This window comes from Paenibacillus sp. sgz302190 (assembly GCF_059820445.1).
The window spans coordinates 52,685-70,821 of record NZ_JBZYAO010000041.1 but is presented as its reverse complement, the minus strand read 5'-3'; the positions used below and the strand labels follow the sequence as shown (position 1 = coordinate 70,821).

18 protein-coding genes are annotated in these 18,137 nt (G+C 51.0%); 3 read left to right on the top strand and 15 right to left on the bottom strand.

Annotated elements, in window-relative coordinates; translation table 11 throughout:
- Nucleotides 1-247 (top strand): hypothetical protein (locus AC6RNO_RS30645; protein WP_497107818.1); only part of this gene is annotated, 247 nt, incomplete at its 5' end.
- Between the two features lie 84 nt (nt 248-331).
- Here the strand turns inward: AC6RNO_RS30645 and AC6RNO_RS30640 are convergent.
- From AC6RNO_RS30640 to alaS, 9 genes are all read right to left on the bottom strand, one after another.
- On the bottom strand, nt 332-2,377 hold the full coding sequence (locus AC6RNO_RS30640) for a methyl-accepting chemotaxis protein (protein WP_497107821.1): 2,046 nt from the start codon (nt 2,375-2,377) through the stop codon (nt 332-334).
- A 356-nt stretch (nt 2,378-2,733) separates the two neighbouring features.
- Nucleotides 2,734-4,014, bottom strand: coding sequence for a U32 family peptidase C-terminal domain-containing protein (locus tag AC6RNO_RS30635; RefSeq protein ID WP_497107820.1), 1,281 nt, complete (start codon nt 4,012-4,014; stop codon nt 2,734-2,736).
- Nucleotides 4,015-4,037: 23 nt separating this feature from the next.
- A complete protein-coding gene (locus AC6RNO_RS30630) occupies nt 4,038-4,970 on the bottom strand; it encodes a peptidase U32 family protein (RefSeq protein ID WP_488434557.1) in 933 nt (310 codons plus the stop codon).
- A 45-nt stretch (nt 4,971-5,015) separates the two neighbouring features.
- Nucleotides 5,016-6,128 carry an endolytic transglycosylase MltG gene (gene mltG, locus AC6RNO_RS30625; RefSeq protein ID WP_497107817.1) on the bottom strand — a complete coding sequence of 371 codons (1,113 nt, stop codon included), beginning with the start codon at nt 6,126-6,128 and terminating at the stop codon, nt 5,016-5,018.
- A 79-nt stretch (nt 6,129-6,207) separates the two neighbouring features.
- On the bottom strand, nt 6,208-6,504 hold the full coding sequence (locus AC6RNO_RS30620) for a DUF1292 domain-containing protein (protein WP_474680351.1): 297 nt from the start codon (nt 6,502-6,504) through the stop codon (nt 6,208-6,210).
- Nucleotides 6,501-6,809, bottom strand: coding sequence for a DUF1292 domain-containing protein (locus tag AC6RNO_RS30615; protein WP_474680352.1), 309 nt, complete (start codon nt 6,807-6,809; stop codon nt 6,501-6,503). Before AC6RNO_RS30615 ends, AC6RNO_RS30620 begins: the two co-directional genes overlap by 4 nt.
- Nucleotides 6,810-6,816: 7 nt before the next feature.
- Entirely contained in the window at nt 6,817-7,233 is a 417-nt protein-coding gene (gene ruvX / locus AC6RNO_RS30610; RefSeq protein ID WP_474680353.1) for a Holliday junction resolvase RuvX, read from the bottom strand.
- 18 nt (nt 7,234-7,251) lie between these two features.
- The gene (locus AC6RNO_RS30605) at nt 7,252-7,512 is read right to left on the bottom strand and encodes an IreB family regulatory phosphoprotein (protein ID WP_134753304.1); all 261 of its coding nucleotides are present in this window, start codon (nt 7,510-7,512) and stop codon (nt 7,252-7,254) included.
- Nucleotides 7,513-7,639: 127 nt separating this feature from the next.
- Entirely contained in the window at nt 7,640-10,267 is a 2,628-nt protein-coding gene (gene alaS, locus AC6RNO_RS30600; RefSeq protein ID WP_497107816.1) for an alanine--tRNA ligase, read from the bottom strand.
- Between the two features lie 476 nt (nt 10,268-10,743).
- On the opposite strand from alaS, the gene AC6RNO_RS30595 reads away from it, so the two are divergent.
- On the top strand, nt 10,744-10,983 hold the full coding sequence (locus AC6RNO_RS30595; protein WP_474680355.1) for a DUF3951 domain-containing protein: 240 nt from the start codon (nt 10,744-10,746) through the stop codon (nt 10,981-10,983).
- Between the two features lie 211 nt (nt 10,984-11,194).
- Here AC6RNO_RS30595 and AC6RNO_RS30590 read toward each other — a convergent pair whose 3' ends face one another.
- The 5 genes from AC6RNO_RS30590 to cymR all read right to left on the bottom strand — a co-directional run bounded on the left by AC6RNO_RS30590 (nt 11,195) and on the right by cymR (nt 14,765).
- On the bottom strand, nt 11,195-12,265 hold the full coding sequence (locus AC6RNO_RS30590; RefSeq protein ID WP_497107815.1) for an AI-2E family transporter: 1,071 nt from the start codon (nt 12,263-12,265) through the stop codon (nt 11,195-11,197).
- A gap of 158 nt (nt 12,266-12,423) precedes the next feature.
- Complete coding sequence (locus AC6RNO_RS30585) at nt 12,424-12,627, bottom strand: YrzR-like zinc ribbon domain (RefSeq protein ID WP_474680357.1); 204 nt, start codon at nt 12,625-12,627, stop codon at nt 12,424-12,426.
- Nucleotides 12,628-12,637: 10 nt separating this feature from the next.
- Nucleotides 12,638-13,159, bottom strand: a complete 522-nt coding sequence (locus tag AC6RNO_RS30580; RefSeq protein WP_497107814.1) for a PRC-barrel domain-containing protein — start codon at nt 13,157-13,159, stop codon at nt 12,638-12,640.
- Nucleotides 13,160-13,187: 28 nt separating this feature from the next.
- Nucleotides 13,188-14,336, bottom strand: a complete 1,149-nt coding sequence (locus tag AC6RNO_RS30575; RefSeq protein WP_497107813.1) for an IscS subfamily cysteine desulfurase — start codon at nt 14,334-14,336, stop codon at nt 13,188-13,190.
- 9 nt (nt 14,337-14,345) lie between these two features.
- A complete protein-coding gene (gene cymR, locus AC6RNO_RS30570; protein ID WP_474680360.1) occupies nt 14,346-14,765 on the bottom strand; it encodes a cysteine metabolism transcriptional regulator CymR in 420 nt (139 codons plus the stop codon).
- A 298-nt stretch (nt 14,766-15,063) separates the two neighbouring features.
- Here cymR and mnmA point away from each other — a divergent pair, with 298 nt between their 5' ends.
- Nucleotides 15,064-16,152, top strand: a complete 1,089-nt coding sequence (mnmA, locus tag AC6RNO_RS30565) for a tRNA 2-thiouridine(34) synthase MnmA (protein WP_497107819.1) — start codon at nt 15,064-15,066, stop codon at nt 16,150-16,152.
- Nucleotides 16,153-16,736: 584 nt separating this feature from the next.
- Here the strand turns inward: mnmA and AC6RNO_RS30560 are convergent.
- Nucleotides 16,737-18,002 carry an AAA family ATPase gene (locus AC6RNO_RS30560; RefSeq protein WP_497107812.1) on the bottom strand — a complete coding sequence of 422 codons (1,266 nt, stop codon included), beginning with the start codon at nt 18,000-18,002 and terminating at the stop codon, nt 16,737-16,739.
- Nucleotides 18,003-18,137 lie beyond the last annotated feature (135 nt).

Below are 18,137 nucleotides of genomic sequence, written 5' to 3'. Positions count from 1 at the left end.
TAAATTCCTGCAAATGTGCAGGATTTTCTGCCGAAATTCAAGCTCAGCCTCCTCATGGACGAAAATTCCTGCACTATCGCAGGCTTTTCCTCAAAACGGGCTGCTTCCTACGCAAAAGCCTGCACTTTTGCAGGTTTTTGGCCAGTACACAAGCCGCCGTACGACAATTTGCTCGCACCGTCGCCTCACCGGCCGGCATGCACGTAGAAAGCCTGAGCAGGCTTTTCCCCGCTACAAAGCCGCCTAGCCTACAACAGCCCGCTGCGCCGCTCTTTCAACAAAAAAGCTACCCCCTCGTCATACCGCAAGGGGATAGCTTTTTTATGTATATTTACTCAACTTCAAACTTGGAAAGCGACTCGTTCAATGTTTTGGAGAGCTGGTCCAGCTTGTCGGACAGCTTCACCAGCCCTTCGCTGATGCCGAGCTGCTCGGAGCTTAACGATGCAACCTCCTCGGATGTTGCCAACGATTCCTCCGCAACTGCGCTTACGTTGGTCATCGCATCCGACAGCACGACCTGCGACTGCTCCAGCGTGCTGATTGAATCGCTCACAGCGCTAAGCTGCGTAATAAAACCGCCCATATGGCTCGTTACTTGCTTGAAAATCGTATCCGCTTCTTTAACCGCCAAAATTTGCTCCTGGAAAATCGGTCTGGCGTTGTTGAGCGCTTTTACCGTTTCATCGATCTCTTTTTGAATCGTTTCCGTCGTTTGACCAACGATATCGATCGATTGTCTGGATTGATCCGCCAGCTTGCGGATTTCGTCGGCCACGACCATGAATCCTTTTCCTGCGGCTCCGGCTCTGGCGGCTTCGATCGTTGCATTAAGCGAAAGAATATTCGTCTGCTTGGTTAAATTGTTCAGCACTTCGAGAATTTTACGAATCGACCGGGTGCTGTCTTTAAGTCTGTCGACCTTATCGACCATGGAGCGTATCATTTCTTCCGTTAAGTTCGTCTTGCCGATAAGCTCGCCCATGTACTTGGTACCCTGCTCACTCGAGCTTTGCACGTCCGCGGCTGCCGTTCCCATCTCCAGGTTCGCCTCGATGACCTGCTTCATTTGCACGCCGATGTGCTGCGTAAGCTCGTTCCCTTTTTCCGATTCGGTGGCAAGCCCTGCCGCTCCGCCCGAAATTTCGTCCGTCGCTACTGCAATTTCACGTGCGGCCGTAGCCGTTACTTTCGAAGAATTCGAAAGCTCCGTAGCGGTTTCAGCCACCTGCTGAGCCGAAGCGCTGGTCTGCTGAACGAGCGATGTAATCTGCTGCATCATCACATCGAAGCTTTCGCCCAACTGGCCGATCTCGTCTTTCGTTTGATAATTGGCGCGTACCGTAAGATTGCCTCGCGCTCCTTGCCGCATTAGGTTGCGGAGATTAATGAGCGGCCGTCCGATCATTCTTGCGACGAACAATCCGATTAGCACGGCGGCGATAGCCGCACCGATGGCCACATAGATCGTATATTTGAAAATGACTCCTGCTTCCTTCACCAGCGAGCTTACCGGCGTATCGCCGAGCAAATACCAACCGGACACCGTCGAACGGTAAAAAGAAACCAGATGGTCGTCTTTGGTTGTAAACGAGTCGGCATCTTTATCCATCTGTTCTTTCGTCAGCTGAATGTCCGAATCTTTCTCCACCGTCTCCTTAGCGATCGAAGCGATCACTTTGTTCGAGGAGTTTGTAATAGCGATCTTACTGTCATCGCCGAGAGAGATTTCGTTGACTTCTTTATACAACAGATCGGTGCTGATTTCCAAAAGCAGAATCGCAGACGAGTTGTTCGTCAACGTATTGCGCAGCACCCTTCCGATGGCAAACGTGCCCGGGGAGTTCGTCGAATATCCGTTGACTTTGCTGTCCAGCCAGACCACTTTACCGTTGGCTTCATTAACTTTTGCGAACCAGTCCTGATCCTTCACATTGCCGACCAGCGTACTGCCGCCCGCTCCGGTTATCGTAATCAGGGAGCCATCAGGCTTATAAAGGTGAAGCGTCTTAATCGATTTGTTGGAAAAAATAATGACGTTTAATTTCTCCGACAGTTGGCGGGTTAGGTCTAAATAATCATAAGTGCTCGGGTCGACCTTCGCCTGCTTATCGAGAATATCCTGAATATCCTTGTTCAGCATAATTTGCAGCGACGCATCATCGAAAGTCTGGAACAGGAAGTCGAGCTTTTGTCCGGCCTGTGTAAGCGTCTCAACGTTGGATTCGGAAACCTTGCCTTTAATAACATTTTTCGAAACGGAGTAAGAAATAATCCCGACGATCAGGACAAAGAACAAAATACTTGCAAAAAACATCAGGAAAAGCTTCATCCCTACGGATTTCACCGGATTTTCAAAATGAAGCTCCCGCATCATTCTCCATCCGCTCACCCCCGTACGCTTCAATAGTTGGCCCAATCGTCCCCATTTTACTTGACGAATGGCTTTCCAACACGACTTTCCGAACTTGACTAAAGCTGACGTAAACTGATTAGGTCCATTCTTCACACAGGTCACCACCATTAGATTCTGATTAGCATGATTTGATTAGGAATTCAAAATCTGTTTGAAAAGGGTTTCACTCTTATTATAACACTAAATTTTCGACACTTTTTAACAATATCCTCTAATTAACGAGCAAAAAATGAGATAACCTTCCATGGAAGTTTTTCGAAGCTGAAAAAAAAGAAGCATCCCCCTGAACCATACAGCCGGAGGAAGCTTCCATCAAGTTATTTACCTGTTTTTTTTCTCATCATGTCCCATTTTTTCACGGGTTGGGCCGTTTTGATTTTTACAATTTGCAAAGGATGTCTGGCCGCGTCCAGAAGCTGGCCTTCTTCGCCGGTGATCGCTTCGACTTTTTGCTTGAAATGAGTGCCCTCGGGCCCAAAAAACTCGATCTCCTGTCCTATTTTGAAATGATTTCGCTGCTGGATGACCGCCGTGCCCGTCTCTGCGTCGTAGTCCATGACCAAACCTACAAAGTCAAATCCTACGGCTTTATCTTCAGGCTCATAAATATGGTCCTCAGGTCCCGGGGACTCGTAGAAAAATCCTGTATTCAGCGGACGGTTGGCCGCTTTATGAATTTCGTCAAGCCAAACCTGCTTCAGTTCATAGCCGTCCGGATCGTCAAAATAGGCGTCAATCGCCTGCCGGTACGCGCCTACAACCGTCGCGACGTAATGGATGCTTTTCATGCGCCCTTCGATTTTAAAGCTGTCCACTCCCGATTCGATCATCTCCGGAATGTGTTCGATCATGCTCAAATCTTTGGAGCCCATCGTAAAAGCGTCGTCCTCCGCTCCGAAAAGCGGCAAATCGGTTGCCAAAGGCCCTGCCAAAGGCTGGTCCTTGGCGAACAAATCGTATTTCCAGCGGCACGATTGCGAGCAGCCTCCGCGGTTGGAGTCGCGGTCGGTGAAATGGTTCGACAGCACACATCTGCCCGAGTAGGAGCTGCACATCGCGCCATGGATGAACGCTTCGATTTCCACATCTACATGCCGCTTGATTTCATCGATCTCTTTCATGCTGGCTTCCCGCGCCAATACGACGCGCTCGATGCCCTGATCTTTCCAAAACTTGACGGCCTGCCAGTTCATCGTCGACTGCTGGGTGCTGAGGTGCACTTCGAGCTTGGGTGCCACTTTCCTGGCCGTTTGCATAATAATCGGGTCCGCGGCAATGATCGCGGAAATTCCGACTTCCTGCAAGCCGCGCAAATACGGCTCCAGCCCGTCAATATCTTCATTATGCGCGTAAATATTCGTCGCAACGAACACTTTTGCTCCATAAGCCTTAGCAAATTGCACGCCCTCGCGCATTTCTTCCAAAGTAAAGTTGTCCGCATTGGAGCGCAGTCCGTATTTTTGCCCGCCGATATATACGGCATCCGCTCCGTAATGGATCGCAAATTTCAGCTTTTCCAAGCTTCCGGCCGGAGCCAGCAGCTCCGGTTTGTCCAGCCTTACGCGCTTGCCTCTGGCTCTAGCTGCTACAGCCGCCATAGTCATGATGCCACCTTCCTTTCTCAATAAACCTGTTCTTTATAAAAAAAGCCATACGACAGTTCGCGTTCGGGATCTTGCAAGCTCCGAATGCTGTCCAGCCACTCTTCCTTGAACTCATAGCGTTCCGGATCGGCTGCGTAGCTGTCAATTACCGCGCGGTAGCTTCGTACAACCGCTTCGTTGTACTCCGGCGATTTGAGCGAGCCTTCGATTTTCAGGCAGTCCACGCCGCCATCCATCAGCTCCGGCAAGTTTTCCAGCATACAAACATCTTCAGAGCTCATAATATGAGTGCCGTTCCGGTCTTCGTAGATCGGATAGCGCTGATCGCGCCGCTCATGCTCGATAAGAAACAAGCCGCGGCCCAATGAACGGTCCTCACGGGACGCATCCGCTTTCCCCTGATGCTCCATATAATTTTTCACCAGCTCGCGCTTGGAGTGATAAATGTTCGTAATGCCGTGCACATGCACTTCCACTTCCAAAAGCGCATGACGTTTAAAATCAAGCACCTGCTCCATGTTCAGCTCCCTGGCCAAAACAACGCGCGAAGCTCCCTGATTCGCCCAATAATTGGCGGTGGCATAGTTCGTCGATGTCATCTCCGCATTCCAGTGCAGCTTCACCGGCTTCGGCAAATTCCGTACGGCCATCAGCACAGCCGGATCGCCGAATACGATCGCATCGACTCCCATCCGCTGCAGCTGCTCGATATAGCCGTGCAGTTGTTCCAGGCTGTCGTTGTCAAAAATGTTGTTGACCGCGGCGTAAACTTTCGCCCCGCGATCGTGCGCCCATTGTACCGCCTGGCCCAATTCCTCCGGCTTCACTTCGCCCGGGAGGCGCAGGCCGTAGCGTTCTTCCCCGACGAGGACGGCGTCCGCGCCCGCTTCGACCAATCTTTTCAACTCATCGACGGAGCCGCAGCTAACCAATAACTCCGGTTTCTTCATGTATACCCTTCTTTCCGAACATCTGTCCGATCATGGCGATCCTGGTCAATTGGCGGCTTTTTTGCTTGCCGCAATGTTCTTTTTATGTTCTTCAAACGTTTCTGCAAACAAATGGCCTTTCGTGCCGTCTTTCTTCGTTACATAATACAAATACTTGGTTTCCTGCGGATACAGGGCAGCCTTGATCGAAGCCAGGCTCGGGCTGGCGATAGGCCCCGGCGGCAGCCCCGGATTCAAGTACGTATTATAAGGGCTTTGAATTTGCAAATCTTTTTCCAGCAGCCGTTCTTTAGGCTTATCGAATAAATACTGCACCGTCGCGTCGATCTGCAGCGGCATGTTTTTGCTCAAGCGGTTGTAAATGACGCCGGCCACAAGCGGCCGCTCCTCATCGACAACAACCTCCCGCTCGATCAGCGAAGCGACCGTCAGCAGTTGATGGATCGTCAAATTCCGCTCCTTCAGCTTATCCTTCCAGTCCGGCGGCAGCGCCGCCAGCTTTTTATCAAGTTCCTCCAGCGTCCGCTCTACAAACTCCTGCTCGGTTGTCCCCTGCTTAAATTCATAAGTCTCGGGAAACAAATATCCTTCCAGAGGGTGCCGCAAATTTTTGTTGTCCGGAAGAGACGCGATCGAGCTCGCCTGAAACTGGGACGGAGTATCGGTCAACTTGAGGAAAGCGTCGGCGCTCCATGACGTCTGCTCAGTCAGCTTCGCGGCGATTTGCTGGACGGTGTATCCTTCGGGAATCGTAATACGGATGACGTCTTCCTTTACCGTTTCGCCTTTGTTCAGCTTGTCAATGATTTGATCCAGCGTTATGCCGGGCTTCATGCTGTACTCTCCCGCTTGAAAACGCGCCCCCTGCTTCTTCCATTTCAAATAATAAGTAAATATCGAACCGTTCCTGATCAGCCCGTCCGCTTCCAGCAAGCTTGCGATTTGCGAAGAACCGGCGCCTTGCGGGATCGTTATTTTAACATCCTGGTCAGCCGGAGCCACGGGCTGCAGCGCATTCGAGATATACAAGCCGATCCCCCCGGCTCCCCCGGCGATAAGCAGCAAAACCAATCCGCCGATCAGCAGCACACCCTTAACCTTGCTGCGCTGTGGCTTACTAAATTCACCTTGTTCATCCAGCATCTGGTTCACGACCATCCTCCTGCAGTTCTCCCTACATTATGCCCTGTTTGACAAAACAAAAAAGAGCGGATGCACTCCGCTCGGGTGTACGCTCTTACAAGTCATCCTTCACCGGAAACATCATTTCGTCGTAGAGCTCCGATACCGTTTCCCATTCATCGTCGTCTTCGATCGTTTCCAGCTCATATTGCTGATCCGCTCCCTGAACCACCCTAAAGATGGCGACTTCATCTTCCTTCTTCAGTTCGCCGGATTGCAGAACGGCATATATCACATCGCCGTGAACGAATTCCGTCAGAAGACGATAAACCGTCGATTCGTTTTGCTCGTCAAACAAAATGATATCATCCCCATAAGCATTCCGCAACACATCCGTTTGCGTTACGCTCATGACTCTTCTTCCTCTTCAAACTCGGCCATCAAGGTGTTGAACGTTTCTTCCACAATGTTCCATTCCTCTTCGTCCTCGATGGTGAACAGCTTCAGATCTTCTCCGTCGTCGTCTTCCTCGTAACGGAAAGCGTATACTTCGTCTGTCTCCTCTTCCCCGCCGTCAAGCGGAACGACCATCATGTACTTCTTGTCGGAACCGTCCACTTCGAATTTCATGATGACCTCGAACTCTTCCTCGTTGCCGTCATCGTCAGGGATATAAATGATTTCCGGTTCTTCCTCACGCAATTCTTCTTTGGACATGTTCATTTCACCTCTTCGTATTGGCATCCATATATCCTTGCAAAATAAGAGCCGCGGCCATCTTATCGATGACCGCCTTTCTCTTTTTCCGGCTCACATCGGCTTCGAGCAGCGTTCGCGTAGCGGCTACGGTCGTAAGCCGCTCATCCCACAGATGCACAGGCACATTCAATCTTTGCTGCAAATCCCGGGAAAAAGCAATCGCGATCTCGCCTCGCGGACCAATCGTATTGTTCATATTTTTAGGCAAACCGACGACAATCTCGGTAACGTTATATTCGCGCAGAATCGCTTCCAGACGCTCCATGTCCTGTTCCGGCTTGCGGCGCTGGATGACTTCCAGCCCCTGGGCCGTCCAGCCCATTTCGTCGCTGACCGCCACCCCGATCGTTTTGTCCCCGTAATCCAGGCCCATCCATCTCATGCAGGTTCTCTTTTCCTTTTATTTATGCTGGCCCAGATAAGAACGTACCAATTCCTCGATCAGCTCGTCTCGCTCGCGCTTGCGGATCAAGCTTCGGGCGTTATTGTGCCGGGGAATGTACGCCGGATCTCCGGAAAGCAAGTAACCGACAATCTGATTGATCGGATTATACCCTTTTTCCTGAAGAGCATCGTAGACCGCTAACAACACTTCTTTCGGTGATGTCTCGATTTCTTCCGCTTTCACGTTGAACTTCATCGTTTTATCCATGGAACTCATCAGGAGCACCCCACTTTCCGTTTGCTGCCGCTTAAAATACATATTTTTGCTCAGTGTATATTGTCATATATTCTCTGCCCAGCGAAAAATTCCTGTCCGGCCAAAAAATATTTATTTTATCATGCTATTAAACGAATTGGGAGAGCAGTCCTTCCACGCCCGACAACGCCGCCTGCAGCTTGGATGCGTCTTTGCCGCCTGCCTGCGCCATATCCGGGCGCCCGCCGCCGCTTCCGCCTACCTGCCCGGCCACTTCCTTAATAATTTTGCCGGCATGGAAGCCTTTTGCGACAAGATCCGGAGTGACGGCCGCAACGAGGTTGACTTTGTCTTCGGCGACAGCGCCAAGCACGATGACCGCCGAGCCCAGCTTCGTCTTCATCTCGTCGACGATGTTGCGCAAGGAGTCCATGTCCGCGGCATTGACTTGCGCTGCCAGCACGTTGACGCCCGCAGCCTGCTTCACCTGATCGGTGAGCGAGCCAGCCTCGATGCGTCCGAGCTTGCCGCGCAGCGATTCGTTCTCGCGGGACAGCTCTTTCAGCTGCTGCTGCAAACTTTCCAGACGTTTGGGAACGTCCTGGATGTTTGCTTTCAGCAAGCCTGCCGCTTCTTTCAACAGCAGAAGCTGCCCGTCCAGGTACTCGTAGGCGCTGCGTCCCGTAACGGCTTCGATCCGGCGAATGCCAGATCCGATACCGGATTCGCTGACAATTTTGAAAAGTCCGATTTGCCCGGTATTTTGCACATGGCAGCCTCCGCACAGCTCCAGGCTGTAATCGCCGACGCGCACGACGCGCACGATGTCGCCGTATTTTTCGCCGAACAGAGCCATAGCGCCCATCGCTTTCGCCTCGGCGATAGCTTTAAGCGAAATCTCGACATCAATGTTGTTCCAGATTTGCCGGTTGACCCGCTGCTCGACATCCTGCAGCTCCTCGCTGCTGATGCTTCCGAAATGCGAGAAGTCAAAACGCAGACGTCCCGGTTCCACCAGGGAGCCCGCCTGATTGACATGCTCGCCGAGCACTTCCTTCAAAGCTTTGTGGAGCAAATGGGTGGCCGTATGGTTTTTGACCGTTTCCGCCCGCTCCGCACCGGTCACTTCAGCCCGGACGGATTCGCCTTTGCGAAGCACGCCGGATTCCACCGTTACCGAATGGACATGCTGGCCGTGAGGCGCTTTGCTGACGTCTTCGACTTTCAAAAGCACGCTCTCGCTGCGAATGTATCCGGTATCGCTCACTTGCCCCCCGCTTTCCGCATAGAAAGGCGTGCGGTCCAGCACCACTTGGCACGTCTCGCCGACACCGACGATATCGACGAATTGGTTCTCGTGAACGATGGCGATGACAGCAGCGTCAACTACCAATTCATTATATCCAACAAATTCGCTTTTAACCGTGAAATCGGCCAGCGGTCCGCCCTGAACCTTCATGCCGCCCTCTTCCTGACGGGCCGCTCTGGCCCGTTCCCGCTGCTCCTGCATCGAAGCGTCAAAACCTTCGCGATCGACGCTCATGCCCTTTTCCGCAGCGAAATCTTCGGTTAAGTCAAACGGGAAGCCATACGTATCGTACAATTTAAAAGCATCCGGCCCGCTGATCCGGTCGCCGCCCGCTTGGCGGGTTTTCTCAACCATCTCCGCGAGGATGACCAGCCCGTCGCTGAGCGTCTCGTGAAACCGCTCCTCTTCCGTGCGGATCACCTTTTCGATAAACTCGCGCTTGTCCACTACTTCCGGATAGTAGACGCCCATAATTTCGCCTACGGTCGGCACAAGCGAATGCAGGAACGGCTTGTCCATGCCGAGCACTTTGCCGTAACGGACCGCGCGGCGCAGCAAGCGGCGGATGACATATCCGCGGCCTTCGTTGGAAGGCAGCACGCCGTCGCCGACCGAGAACGCTACCGTCCGGATATGGTCGGCAATCACTTTCAGCGCGACATCGTGCTCTTCATTGGCATGATACTGCACGCCGGCCAGGCCGCACGTCTGCTCAATAATCGGCAGGAACAGATCGGTATCGAAGTTGGAATCGACATTTTGCAAAATCGAGGCAAACCGCTCCAGACCCGCCCCCGTATCGATATTTTTGTTGGGAAGCGGTGTATAGCTACCGTCCTTGTTATGGTTAAACTGCGTGAACACGAGGTTCCACACTTCCAGGAAGCGCTCGTTTTCACCGCCGGGCCAGCACTCCGGGTCGGACAAATCGCCGTACGCGTCGCCGCGGTCGTAAAAAATTTCCGTACACGGACCGCACGGGCCTTCCCCGATATCCCAGAAGTTGTCTTCCTTCAGCTTGTAGATGCGCTCCTCGGGAATGCCGATTTGCCGGTTCCAAATTTCAAAAGCTTCCTCGTCGTCCTCATGCACGGTAACGGAAATGCGGTTCGGGTCAAAGCCGATCCATTGCGGGTCCGTCAAAAACTCCCAGGCCCAAGGAATCACTTCTTTTTTAAAATAATCGCCGATCGAGAAATTGCCGAGCATTTCAAAAAACGTGTGATGGCGGCGGGTTTTGCCGACATTCTCGATGTCGTTCGTACGAATGCACTTCTGGGCGTTCGTGATCCGCGGATTTTCCGGAATTTCGCGGCCGTCCAGGTACGGTTTGAGCGGGGCGATCCCGGCATTGATCCACAGCAAAGACGGGTCGTTGTGCGGAACGAGCGAAGAGCTCGGTTCAATCTTGTGGCCTTTGCTAGCAAAAAACTGCAGCCATTTGGAACGAATTTCGCTTGCTTTCATAAAGTGTTACGCCTCCACAGTGTAATTGATATCAAAACAAAATAAACGCCCCTGCAAAACAGGGACGAATCATCGCGGTACCACCCTGGTTATTGTGCCGGACGCTGCCGCCCGAAATGTGTCACAATCTCCTTATATGAATGTTAACGGATTCACCCGGCGGAGTTCGTCCGCACTCCGGAACGAGCGTTCGGCCATTCTTGCATCGAAAGGTTCTTTCAGCCTAATTACACCTGCTGCGAACAGTTATAATCCGAAACCTTCTCTCTGACGACGGGCTATGGCTTACTTTAGTTCCATCAATGTTTTGTCATAGTCACAGATAGGCAAATTATAACTTTAGGAATTCGCACTGTCAATATTCAGGCCGCAATTCTGGGCAACAACCGAGAAGCGCAAACAGATTGAAACCGGGCCGCAATGGGAACCGTATTATCAAGTTAGTACCACCTAATTAGGTAAGGAGGCTGCCTTTGTTGAATTTCTCTTCGCTCGTCCTGTTGTCCTTAATCGGTCCCGTATTTATTCTTATCATCTACATTATGGCAAGAACGCTGATCAGGAAGCAAATCCCCGACAGCCGGTACAACCCGTTCGATTATATCACCGGTCAAACCGTCGTCCAATTCCAGGAGCAAAAAGAACAAAAAGAAGAAGATGACGACCAGGGCGACGACAAAGAGAAGCATGCAAAAAAGATCGAAAAACGCAGTTGACAATCATTCTCAATGAATATATAATGAGGTCATTGATAATGATTTTCATTATCGAAAGAAGCAAGAGCAAGACCACTTTTTCCGTGGCTGATCGACAGTAATACGAATGATTGCCAAATCACCCAATATCCTCACCTCAACCCTCGTGCAAAACCCCTTTGGACCATGATCCCGCAAGTCATGGCTCAGAGGGGTTTTGCGCGTCCGCTTTTTACAACGTCGGCCTGTGAACATAGTGCAAAAACAGATGCTGGACGATCACCTTCATAACGGCGAAAAACGGAACAGCCAAAATCAGCCCCATGACCCCCGCCACTTCTCCGCCGACAAGCAGCGCAAAAATAATAAATAACGGATGCATGTGCAGGGACTTGCCGACAACCTGGGGAGAGATCACGTTGCCCTCCAAAATTTGCACGGCAAGATTCACCAGCGCGACGAACAGAATCATTTTCAAGGAAACCGTTGAAGCCATAACAATAGCCGGCGCCGCCCCGAAAAAGGGGCCCAGGTAAGGGATGATGTTGAAAACGGCAACGACGCTTGCCAGCAAAAGCGGATAGGGCATTCCGATGATCCAATAGCCGACGTAGGCCAAAACCCCGACAATCAGGCATACGAGAAGCTGGCCCCTGACGTAGTTGCCGAGCGCCGTATCGATATCCAGAAGCAGCTTGACCGTTACTCTTCGATGATCTTTGGGAACGATGGCGAGCGCCGTTTTTTCCAGCAGCTGAAAATCTTTCATAATGTAGAACGCGACGAAAGGCACGATAAAAACCATGAACACCATATTGATCGTGCTGCCGATCTGATTCACATAATTGGAAATGGCCAAAGATATGCCTTCCTCTATTTTAGTAAGCGATTGATTGAAGCCCATGCGGACGCTGTCCGGCAGCAGCCGGTTTTGATTAAAGCCGTCGACAAGCGACTGGGCTCTCATCGCCATCTGCGGCAAATGCTCGTTGAGCTCGGCAAGCTGATTCATAAACATCGGGGTCACATTCATAATAATTACGGTCAACGACGCAATGAATACGCTGTAAATGAGAAGCACGGCAATCGTGCGCGGCACTTTGCGCTGGTTCAGCATGTTGACGACGGGATTCAGCAGATAGGAAAGGATCATGGCGATAAAAAACGGAGCCGCAACGCCTTTGATGAATTGCGCCACACTCAGCAGCACCGGTTTGATCTGCACCAGCATGAAAATAACAGCAAGACCCAGCAGCACATAAACCAGCGAAGCAAACCATTTGTTTTTGTAAAAGCGGTCCATCCTGTTCACCCCTGTTTCAGGCTAGTACATTCGATATACAGTATATGTACAACCTGTGCAAAATAACCCGGGGGAACGTACGCTCCACGCAAAAAAACGCCGCAAATCCGGATGCAAGGCACCGGATTAGGACGGCGTTTATCGTTCATTGTGCAATACTAATTGGCATGTACGTGCGACCCGGAAATCTCTTCCTCAAAAAACAAATCGTCAAGCGAGCTCAACGTTCCGTCTTCTTCAACTTGATAAACGGACATTTTATCGCCGTTAACGCTCAACTCGATAAAGCATCCCCAGCAATAAAATTGATGTGAACCTATTTTCCCGATATCTTTGGAATTGCAATTTGGACAACGCATCATGTTACTCACCCTATTCTTCTTTGGATACGAAGAGTTCTTCTAATTCCGCAGCGGCATGTGCCGGGACGATAACCGCATCCTTCCCTTTGACAGCCGACTCCGGTACGGGAAGCCACCTGCGCCCTCCCTTTAAATCGGAAATGAAACCTTCGGATAATTCATAACCTACTATTTGTGTTCCCCAATCCTGGCTTAAATAAACATCTTCTACCATTCCTAATTGGCGGCCGTCCACTGTAATTACGGGAAGCCCTTTAATCCCGCAGCTTACGTCGTTCAAAACAATCAGCTCCTTGTCGCCGGCTTGCTCGACAAGTACGCTTTCGTTCGGTATGGTAACGGCATCTGTTCCGACGGCAATGATATCGTTCCACAAAATCAGCTTTGCGGCGGAGAACCATTGCTTCGTTTCCAGAACGATGCCTATTATGTTCCAATTCGGGTCCATGCATACATCTTTTACCTGGCCAATCTGCTTACCGGCGTCTACCGTAAGAACGGGAAGGCCGATAAGATCACGCGCTTTGCGCAAGCTGGTTTCCTCCTAGAACCACCCGGTACTATTTAGTACGCAAACGATCCACAATGGTTGCAATTTTGTGGGCGGCTATTTCGATTTGCTCTTTAGAATTCCCCATTCCAAAGCTAAACCGAACGGCGGAGGATACGATATTTTCTGGAAGATGCATCGCTTTTAAGACGTGAGAAATTTCGAGCGAACCCGAGGTGCATGCCGACCCGCTTGCGGCGGCAACCCCATCCAAATCGAGGCTCATGAGCAAAGTTTCGGTGCTGATGCCGGGGAAACTGATGTTCAAAATATGAGGAATGCTCTGTTCCGGGTTACCGTTTATGACGAAACCGCCGCTGCCCAAGTGGCGCTCCAGATTGCTTACAATAATTTGACGGAGCTCAGCGGCAATTAGTTGACTTTTTTGAAGCTTAGGCAGGCAAATTTCTACCGCCTTGGCGAATCCGGCGATGCCGGCCATGTTTTCCGTGCCTGCGCGGCGTTTGCGCTCCTGGGCTCCGCCGAGCATGAAAGGAGCGAGCAGCGTGTTCGGAGCCATATAAAGCGCTCCTACTCCTTTGGGGCCGTTGATTTTATGAGCGGAAAAGCTCATCAGGTCAACCGGCAGCGATTCCAGATGAATCGGTATTTTGCCCAGCGCCTGCACGGCATCGACGTGAAAAACGATTTGCCGCTCGCGCGCCAACTGTCCCGCTTGCTCAATTGGCTGGATGGTGCCGATTTCGTTGTTGACGTACATGATGCTGATCAAAGCCGTATCCGGGCGAATGGCCCTTTCAAGATCGGCCAGCTGAATAAGACCGGTCGGATCTACCGGAAGGTAGGTCACCTCATAGCCGAGGCTCTCCAGGCGTTCGAACGGATGAAGAACGGCATGATGCTCAGTCTGCGTCGTAATCATATGCTTCTTGCCGTCCCGCTGTGCATTCAATACACCAAAAATGGCCATATTGTTGCTCTCAGTCCCGCTGCCTGTGAAAATAAGCTGCGCGGGCCGGCAGCCTAAGGCGTCCGCCATCGAGTCGCGAAACCGGTTCAGCGCCGTTCTCGGCGCCCTTCCGAAGCTGTGCATGCTCGACGGATTTCCGTAAAACTCCGTATAAAAAGGAAGCATCGCTTCCAATACGTCGGGATGCAGCGGCGTCGTAGCCGCGTGATCGAGATAAATAGGAATCATATCGCACCTTTAGATGTAAAACATATAGTTGTCGTTCTTGCCTTCATCGTGAAATGAAATCAGGTTGGAAAGCGTCGTGGAATCCAGCACTTCCGCGATGCTGTCGCGAATGCGGATCCACAGGTCGCGCTTGGCCGGGTCGTCTTCTTCCGTAAAATCAACCGGACTGATCGGACCTTCCAGAACGCGGATAACTTCGCCGGAAGTCACCTGCTCCGGAGATTTCGAGAGAATGTATCCGCCGTAAGCTCCGCGGATGCTCTTGACCAAACCCGCGTTGCGCAGCGGTGCGACCAACTGCTCCAAATAATGCTCGGAAAGCTGATGTTTTTCCGCAATGCTTTTGAGCGAGGTCGGGCCCTCGCCGAATCGATTGGCCAGCTCCATCATAATTGTCAAGCCGTAGCGGCCTTTTGTCGATATTTTCAAAAATAACACCTCATTTAACATTTATGCCATCAAAGTTGTCCCCATCTTGTCCAAAACAGGGCTATAACTCCTAAACAGCGTTTCCACTTTTGCCCAAAACATTCCTAAACACCCGCGTATCATATATATGTTACCATAATTCCTCCTATAATGGGTGAAAAACAATGGCATTCTCATGAAATATTTTAAAAATAAGCTTTATAGATGTATAATGATGAGATAAACCTGCAAGGAAGCACAGCATCACAAGGTTTTTTCGCCATTTCAAGACTGGCAGCCAGAAAAGAGGTCATTAATGATGAGTAAAAAAGCACGGGTTATTCTCGGCATGTCCGGGGGCGTCGATTCATCGGTCGCCGCGCTTCTGCTTAAGGAGCAGGGCTATGAAGTCATCGGCATTTTCATGAAAAATTGGGACGATACCGATGAATTCGGACATTGCACGGCAGAGGAAGACGCTGAGGATGTTAGACGGGTCTGCGATCAGCTCGGCATCCCTTTTTATACAGTGAATTTTGAGAAGCAGTACTACGATAAAGTTTTCGCTTACTTTTTGGACGAGTACCGCAAAGGCCGTACGCCGAACCCCGACGTCATGTGCAACAGGGAAATCAAATTCGGCGAGCTGCTGCAAAAGGTCGAGGATCTGGGCGGCGACTATCTCGCCACAGGGCATTATGCGCGCGTTGAAGAGCGCGACGGCGAATACGTGCTGCTCCGCGGCAATGATGCGAATAAGGATCAGACTTATTTCCTCAATGCGCTGGGCCAGCGGCAGCTGGCGAAAGCGATGTTTCCGATCGGCCACCTGCCGAAACCGAAAGTCCGGGAAATCGCCGAAGCTGCAGGCCTGGCTACGGCAAAGAAAAAGGACAGCACCGGCATTTGCTTTATCGGCGAGAGAGATTTCAAGACGTTCCTCAGCCAGTACTTGCCGGCACAGCCCGGGGATATGCGCGATATCCGCACAGGCGAAATCAAAGGCAGGCATGACGGCTTGATGTATTACACGCTGGGCCAGCGACAAGGCCTCGGCATCGGCGGCTCCGGGACGGGAGAGCCCTGGTTCGTCGTAGACAAAGACTTGCAGAACAATGTACTGCTCGTCGTGCAGGGTGAACAGTACGAAGGCCTCTACTCCACAGGGCTTACCGCCGCCGACGTCAATTGGATCAGTCCGGACAAGCCTTCCGGACCCGTCGCCTGCACGGCCAAATTCCGCTACCGCCAACCCGATCAGGGCGTGACGCTGACTATGGCGGAGGACGGCACCTGCGAAGTCGCATTTGACAAGCCGCAAAAAGCGGTCACGCCGGGACAATCCGTCGTATTCTACGACGGCGAAATCTGCCTCGGCGGAGGCATCATCGACAAGGTGCATAAATAAAAAAGCCGGTAAATCATACAGGGCTATCCCAAAAGTGTCCGTATAGTACGGGGACAGCCCTTTTATTGAGCAAAAAGGACCTCAAACTCCACTGCCAAGCGGAGAATGAGGTCCTTTCTTTAGGTGAAATTTCAATGCGAGCCCACACGCCAGAGCCGGGTTGCACCATCTGCCGGGTTGCGCGAAGAAAACCTGCAAAAATACATCTTTTTCTCGCTGGATACGCTGGCCACGACATATTCCTGCAATTGTGCAGGCTTTTTGCCGTGAACATGGGCTCGGATTCATTTTCGCCGAAAATTCCTGTACTTTCGCAGGTTTTTCGCCAAAATGAACCATTCATACGAAAAAAGCCTGCACTTTCGCAGGTTTTCTCCCTGCCGAGGCCGAGCCACCTTGCCCTCCCCCACTTCAGCTTCGCAGCTCGCACAGGAGTGGGTCGGGGAATAGCAGCTACAGTCCCTCCGGCTCCTCTAACCCCGTCACTTTATCAACAATCTGGTCTTCGCAGGTTTTCTACGCGTTTAATAGTGATGCGCCTCTCCAATGGACGTTTCTCAACAGCCCGGATTGTGCAGCTCTTCTCACTTTCGATCGCGATTCTGATATTTGGCGAATATCTTACTTTCCGTCCCGGAATCCATAGGCTGGTAAAAGCGAATGCCTTCCAATTCTTTGGGAAGGTATTGGTTCGTATCCTTGCCCGGATTGTCAAAAGGGTACAAGTAGGTTGTAGTGCCGTGCTTAATATCCTTAGGCACTTCATACTGTCTCTGTCCCCGAACCGTCTCCAGAGCCGAGTTAATAGCTTTATAGACGCTGTTGGATTTTGGGCTTTCACAAAGATATACCACTGCTTGGGCGAGCGCCAACCGCCCCTCCGGCATCCCTACGAATTGCACCGCTTGTTGGGCGGCGATTGCCATCTGCAGACAATGCGGATTTGCCATCCCCACATCTTCGGAGCTATGTACTACAACTCTTCTCGCGATATAAATCGGGTCTACGCCGCTATCGAGCATCCGGGCTAACCAATACAGGGCGGCATCCGTCTGGGAGCCCCTCATAGATTTGATGAAAGCTGAAGTCAAATTATACATATCGCTAGTGTTAATGCCGTTTAAGCGAAATTGGAACGCTTCCTGAATGGCGCTCAAATCGATCTCAGTTGTATCATGAAGCGTGTATGCAGCAACTTCGAGCGCATTTAGCGCCGTACGTATATCACCATTGCATACATCCGCAATATAATGTAACGCTTCTTCGGTAATCGCTAACCGATTGTTTCCAAGCCCTCTCTCCGAATCGCTTAACGCCGAACGTATAACTCCCTTTACATCCTCCGGGGCTAGAGCGGTCAATTGATAAACCCGGCACCTGGATACGAGCGGCGGAATAATATCGTGTGTGATGCTCTCCGTTGTGCAGCCAATCAGTGTAATGACTCCATTCTCAACAAATGGCAGCAGTGTTTCTTGAATGTTCCTCTTCATGGCGTGGATTTCATCGATAAAAGCAATCGTCTTTTTTCCATAAAGCTTTCTTAAGTCTTGAGCTTGTTCAAAAGTCTCACGCAATTGGGCGATACCAAGCGAGACCGCATTAAGTTTAATAAATTCGGCATTCGTTATTTTACTGATGATGGTCGCCAAACTGGTTTTTCCGGAAGAAGGAGGACCTTGCAAAATCATAGACGGAACCTGGTCAGATTCTATCAAACGCCGCAGAGATTTCCCCTTCCCCACAATATGCTGCTGACCAATATATTCATCCAATGTCGTGGGACGCATACGCTCTGCAAGTGGGGTAGTTACCGATCGATTATTTTCCGCAAAATCAAACAAGTCCATGTTCTGCCACCTTCATCGCATTCATTAATTCGCACATTATCATCGCATAAAAAAAAGTTGGAATTAGGGTATAACTCATCTATCTTATCTGAAAAATCTGTCGAATTCAAATAGATTGTAATTCCGGCAATTTCA

What these genes read in the sequence shown, in the direction of transcription:
- AC6RNO_RS30640 (WP_497107821.1), bottom strand. Translation starts at nt 2,377, where the DNA reads ATGATGCGGGAGCTTCATTTTGAAAATCCGGTGAAATCCGTAGGGATG.
- AC6RNO_RS30635 (WP_497107820.1), bottom strand. Translation starts at nt 4,014, where the DNA reads ATGGCGGCTGTAGCAGCTAGAGCCAGAGGCAAGCGCGTAAGGCTGGAC.
- AC6RNO_RS30630 (WP_488434557.1), bottom strand. Translation starts at nt 4,970, where the DNA reads ATGAAGAAACCGGAGTTATTGGTTAGCTGCGGCTCCGTCGATGAGTTG.
- mltG (WP_497107817.1), bottom strand. Translation starts at nt 6,128, where the DNA reads ATGGTCGTGAACCAGATGCTGGATGAACAAGGTGAATTTAGTAAGCCA.
- AC6RNO_RS30620 (WP_474680351.1), bottom strand. Translation starts at nt 6,504, where the DNA reads ATGAGCGTAACGCAAACGGATGTGTTGCGGAATGCTTATGGGGATGAT.
- AC6RNO_RS30615 (WP_474680352.1), bottom strand. Translation starts at nt 6,809, where the DNA reads ATGTCCAAAGAAGAATTGCGTGAGGAAGAACCGGAAATCATTTATATC.
- ruvX (WP_474680353.1), bottom strand. Translation starts at nt 7,233, where the DNA reads ATGAGATGGATGGGCCTGGATTACGGGGACAAAACGATCGGGGTGGCG.
- AC6RNO_RS30605 (WP_134753304.1), bottom strand. Translation starts at nt 7,512, where the DNA reads ATGAGTTCCATGGATAAAACGATGAAGTTCAACGTGAAAGCGGAAGAA.
- alaS (WP_497107816.1), bottom strand. Translation starts at nt 10,267, where the DNA reads ATGAAAGCAAGCGAAATTCGTTCCAAATGGCTGCAGTTTTTTGCTAGC.
- AC6RNO_RS30590 (WP_497107815.1), bottom strand. Translation starts at nt 12,265, where the DNA reads ATGGACCGCTTTTACAAAAACAAATGGTTTGCTTCGCTGGTTTATGTG.
- AC6RNO_RS30585 (WP_474680357.1), bottom strand. Translation starts at nt 12,627, where the DNA reads ATGATGCGTTGTCCAAATTGCAATTCCAAAGATATCGGGAAAATAGGT.
- AC6RNO_RS30575 (WP_497107813.1), bottom strand. Translation starts at nt 14,336, where the DNA reads ATGATTCCTATTTATCTCGATCACGCGGCTACGACGCCGCTGCATCCC.
- mnmA (WP_497107819.1), top strand. Translation starts at nt 15,064, where the DNA reads ATGAGTAAAAAAGCACGGGTTATTCTCGGCATGTCCGGGGGCGTCGAT.
- AC6RNO_RS30560 (WP_497107812.1), bottom strand. Translation starts at nt 18,002, where the DNA reads ATGGACTTGTTTGATTTTGCGGAAAATAATCGATCGGTAACTACCCCA.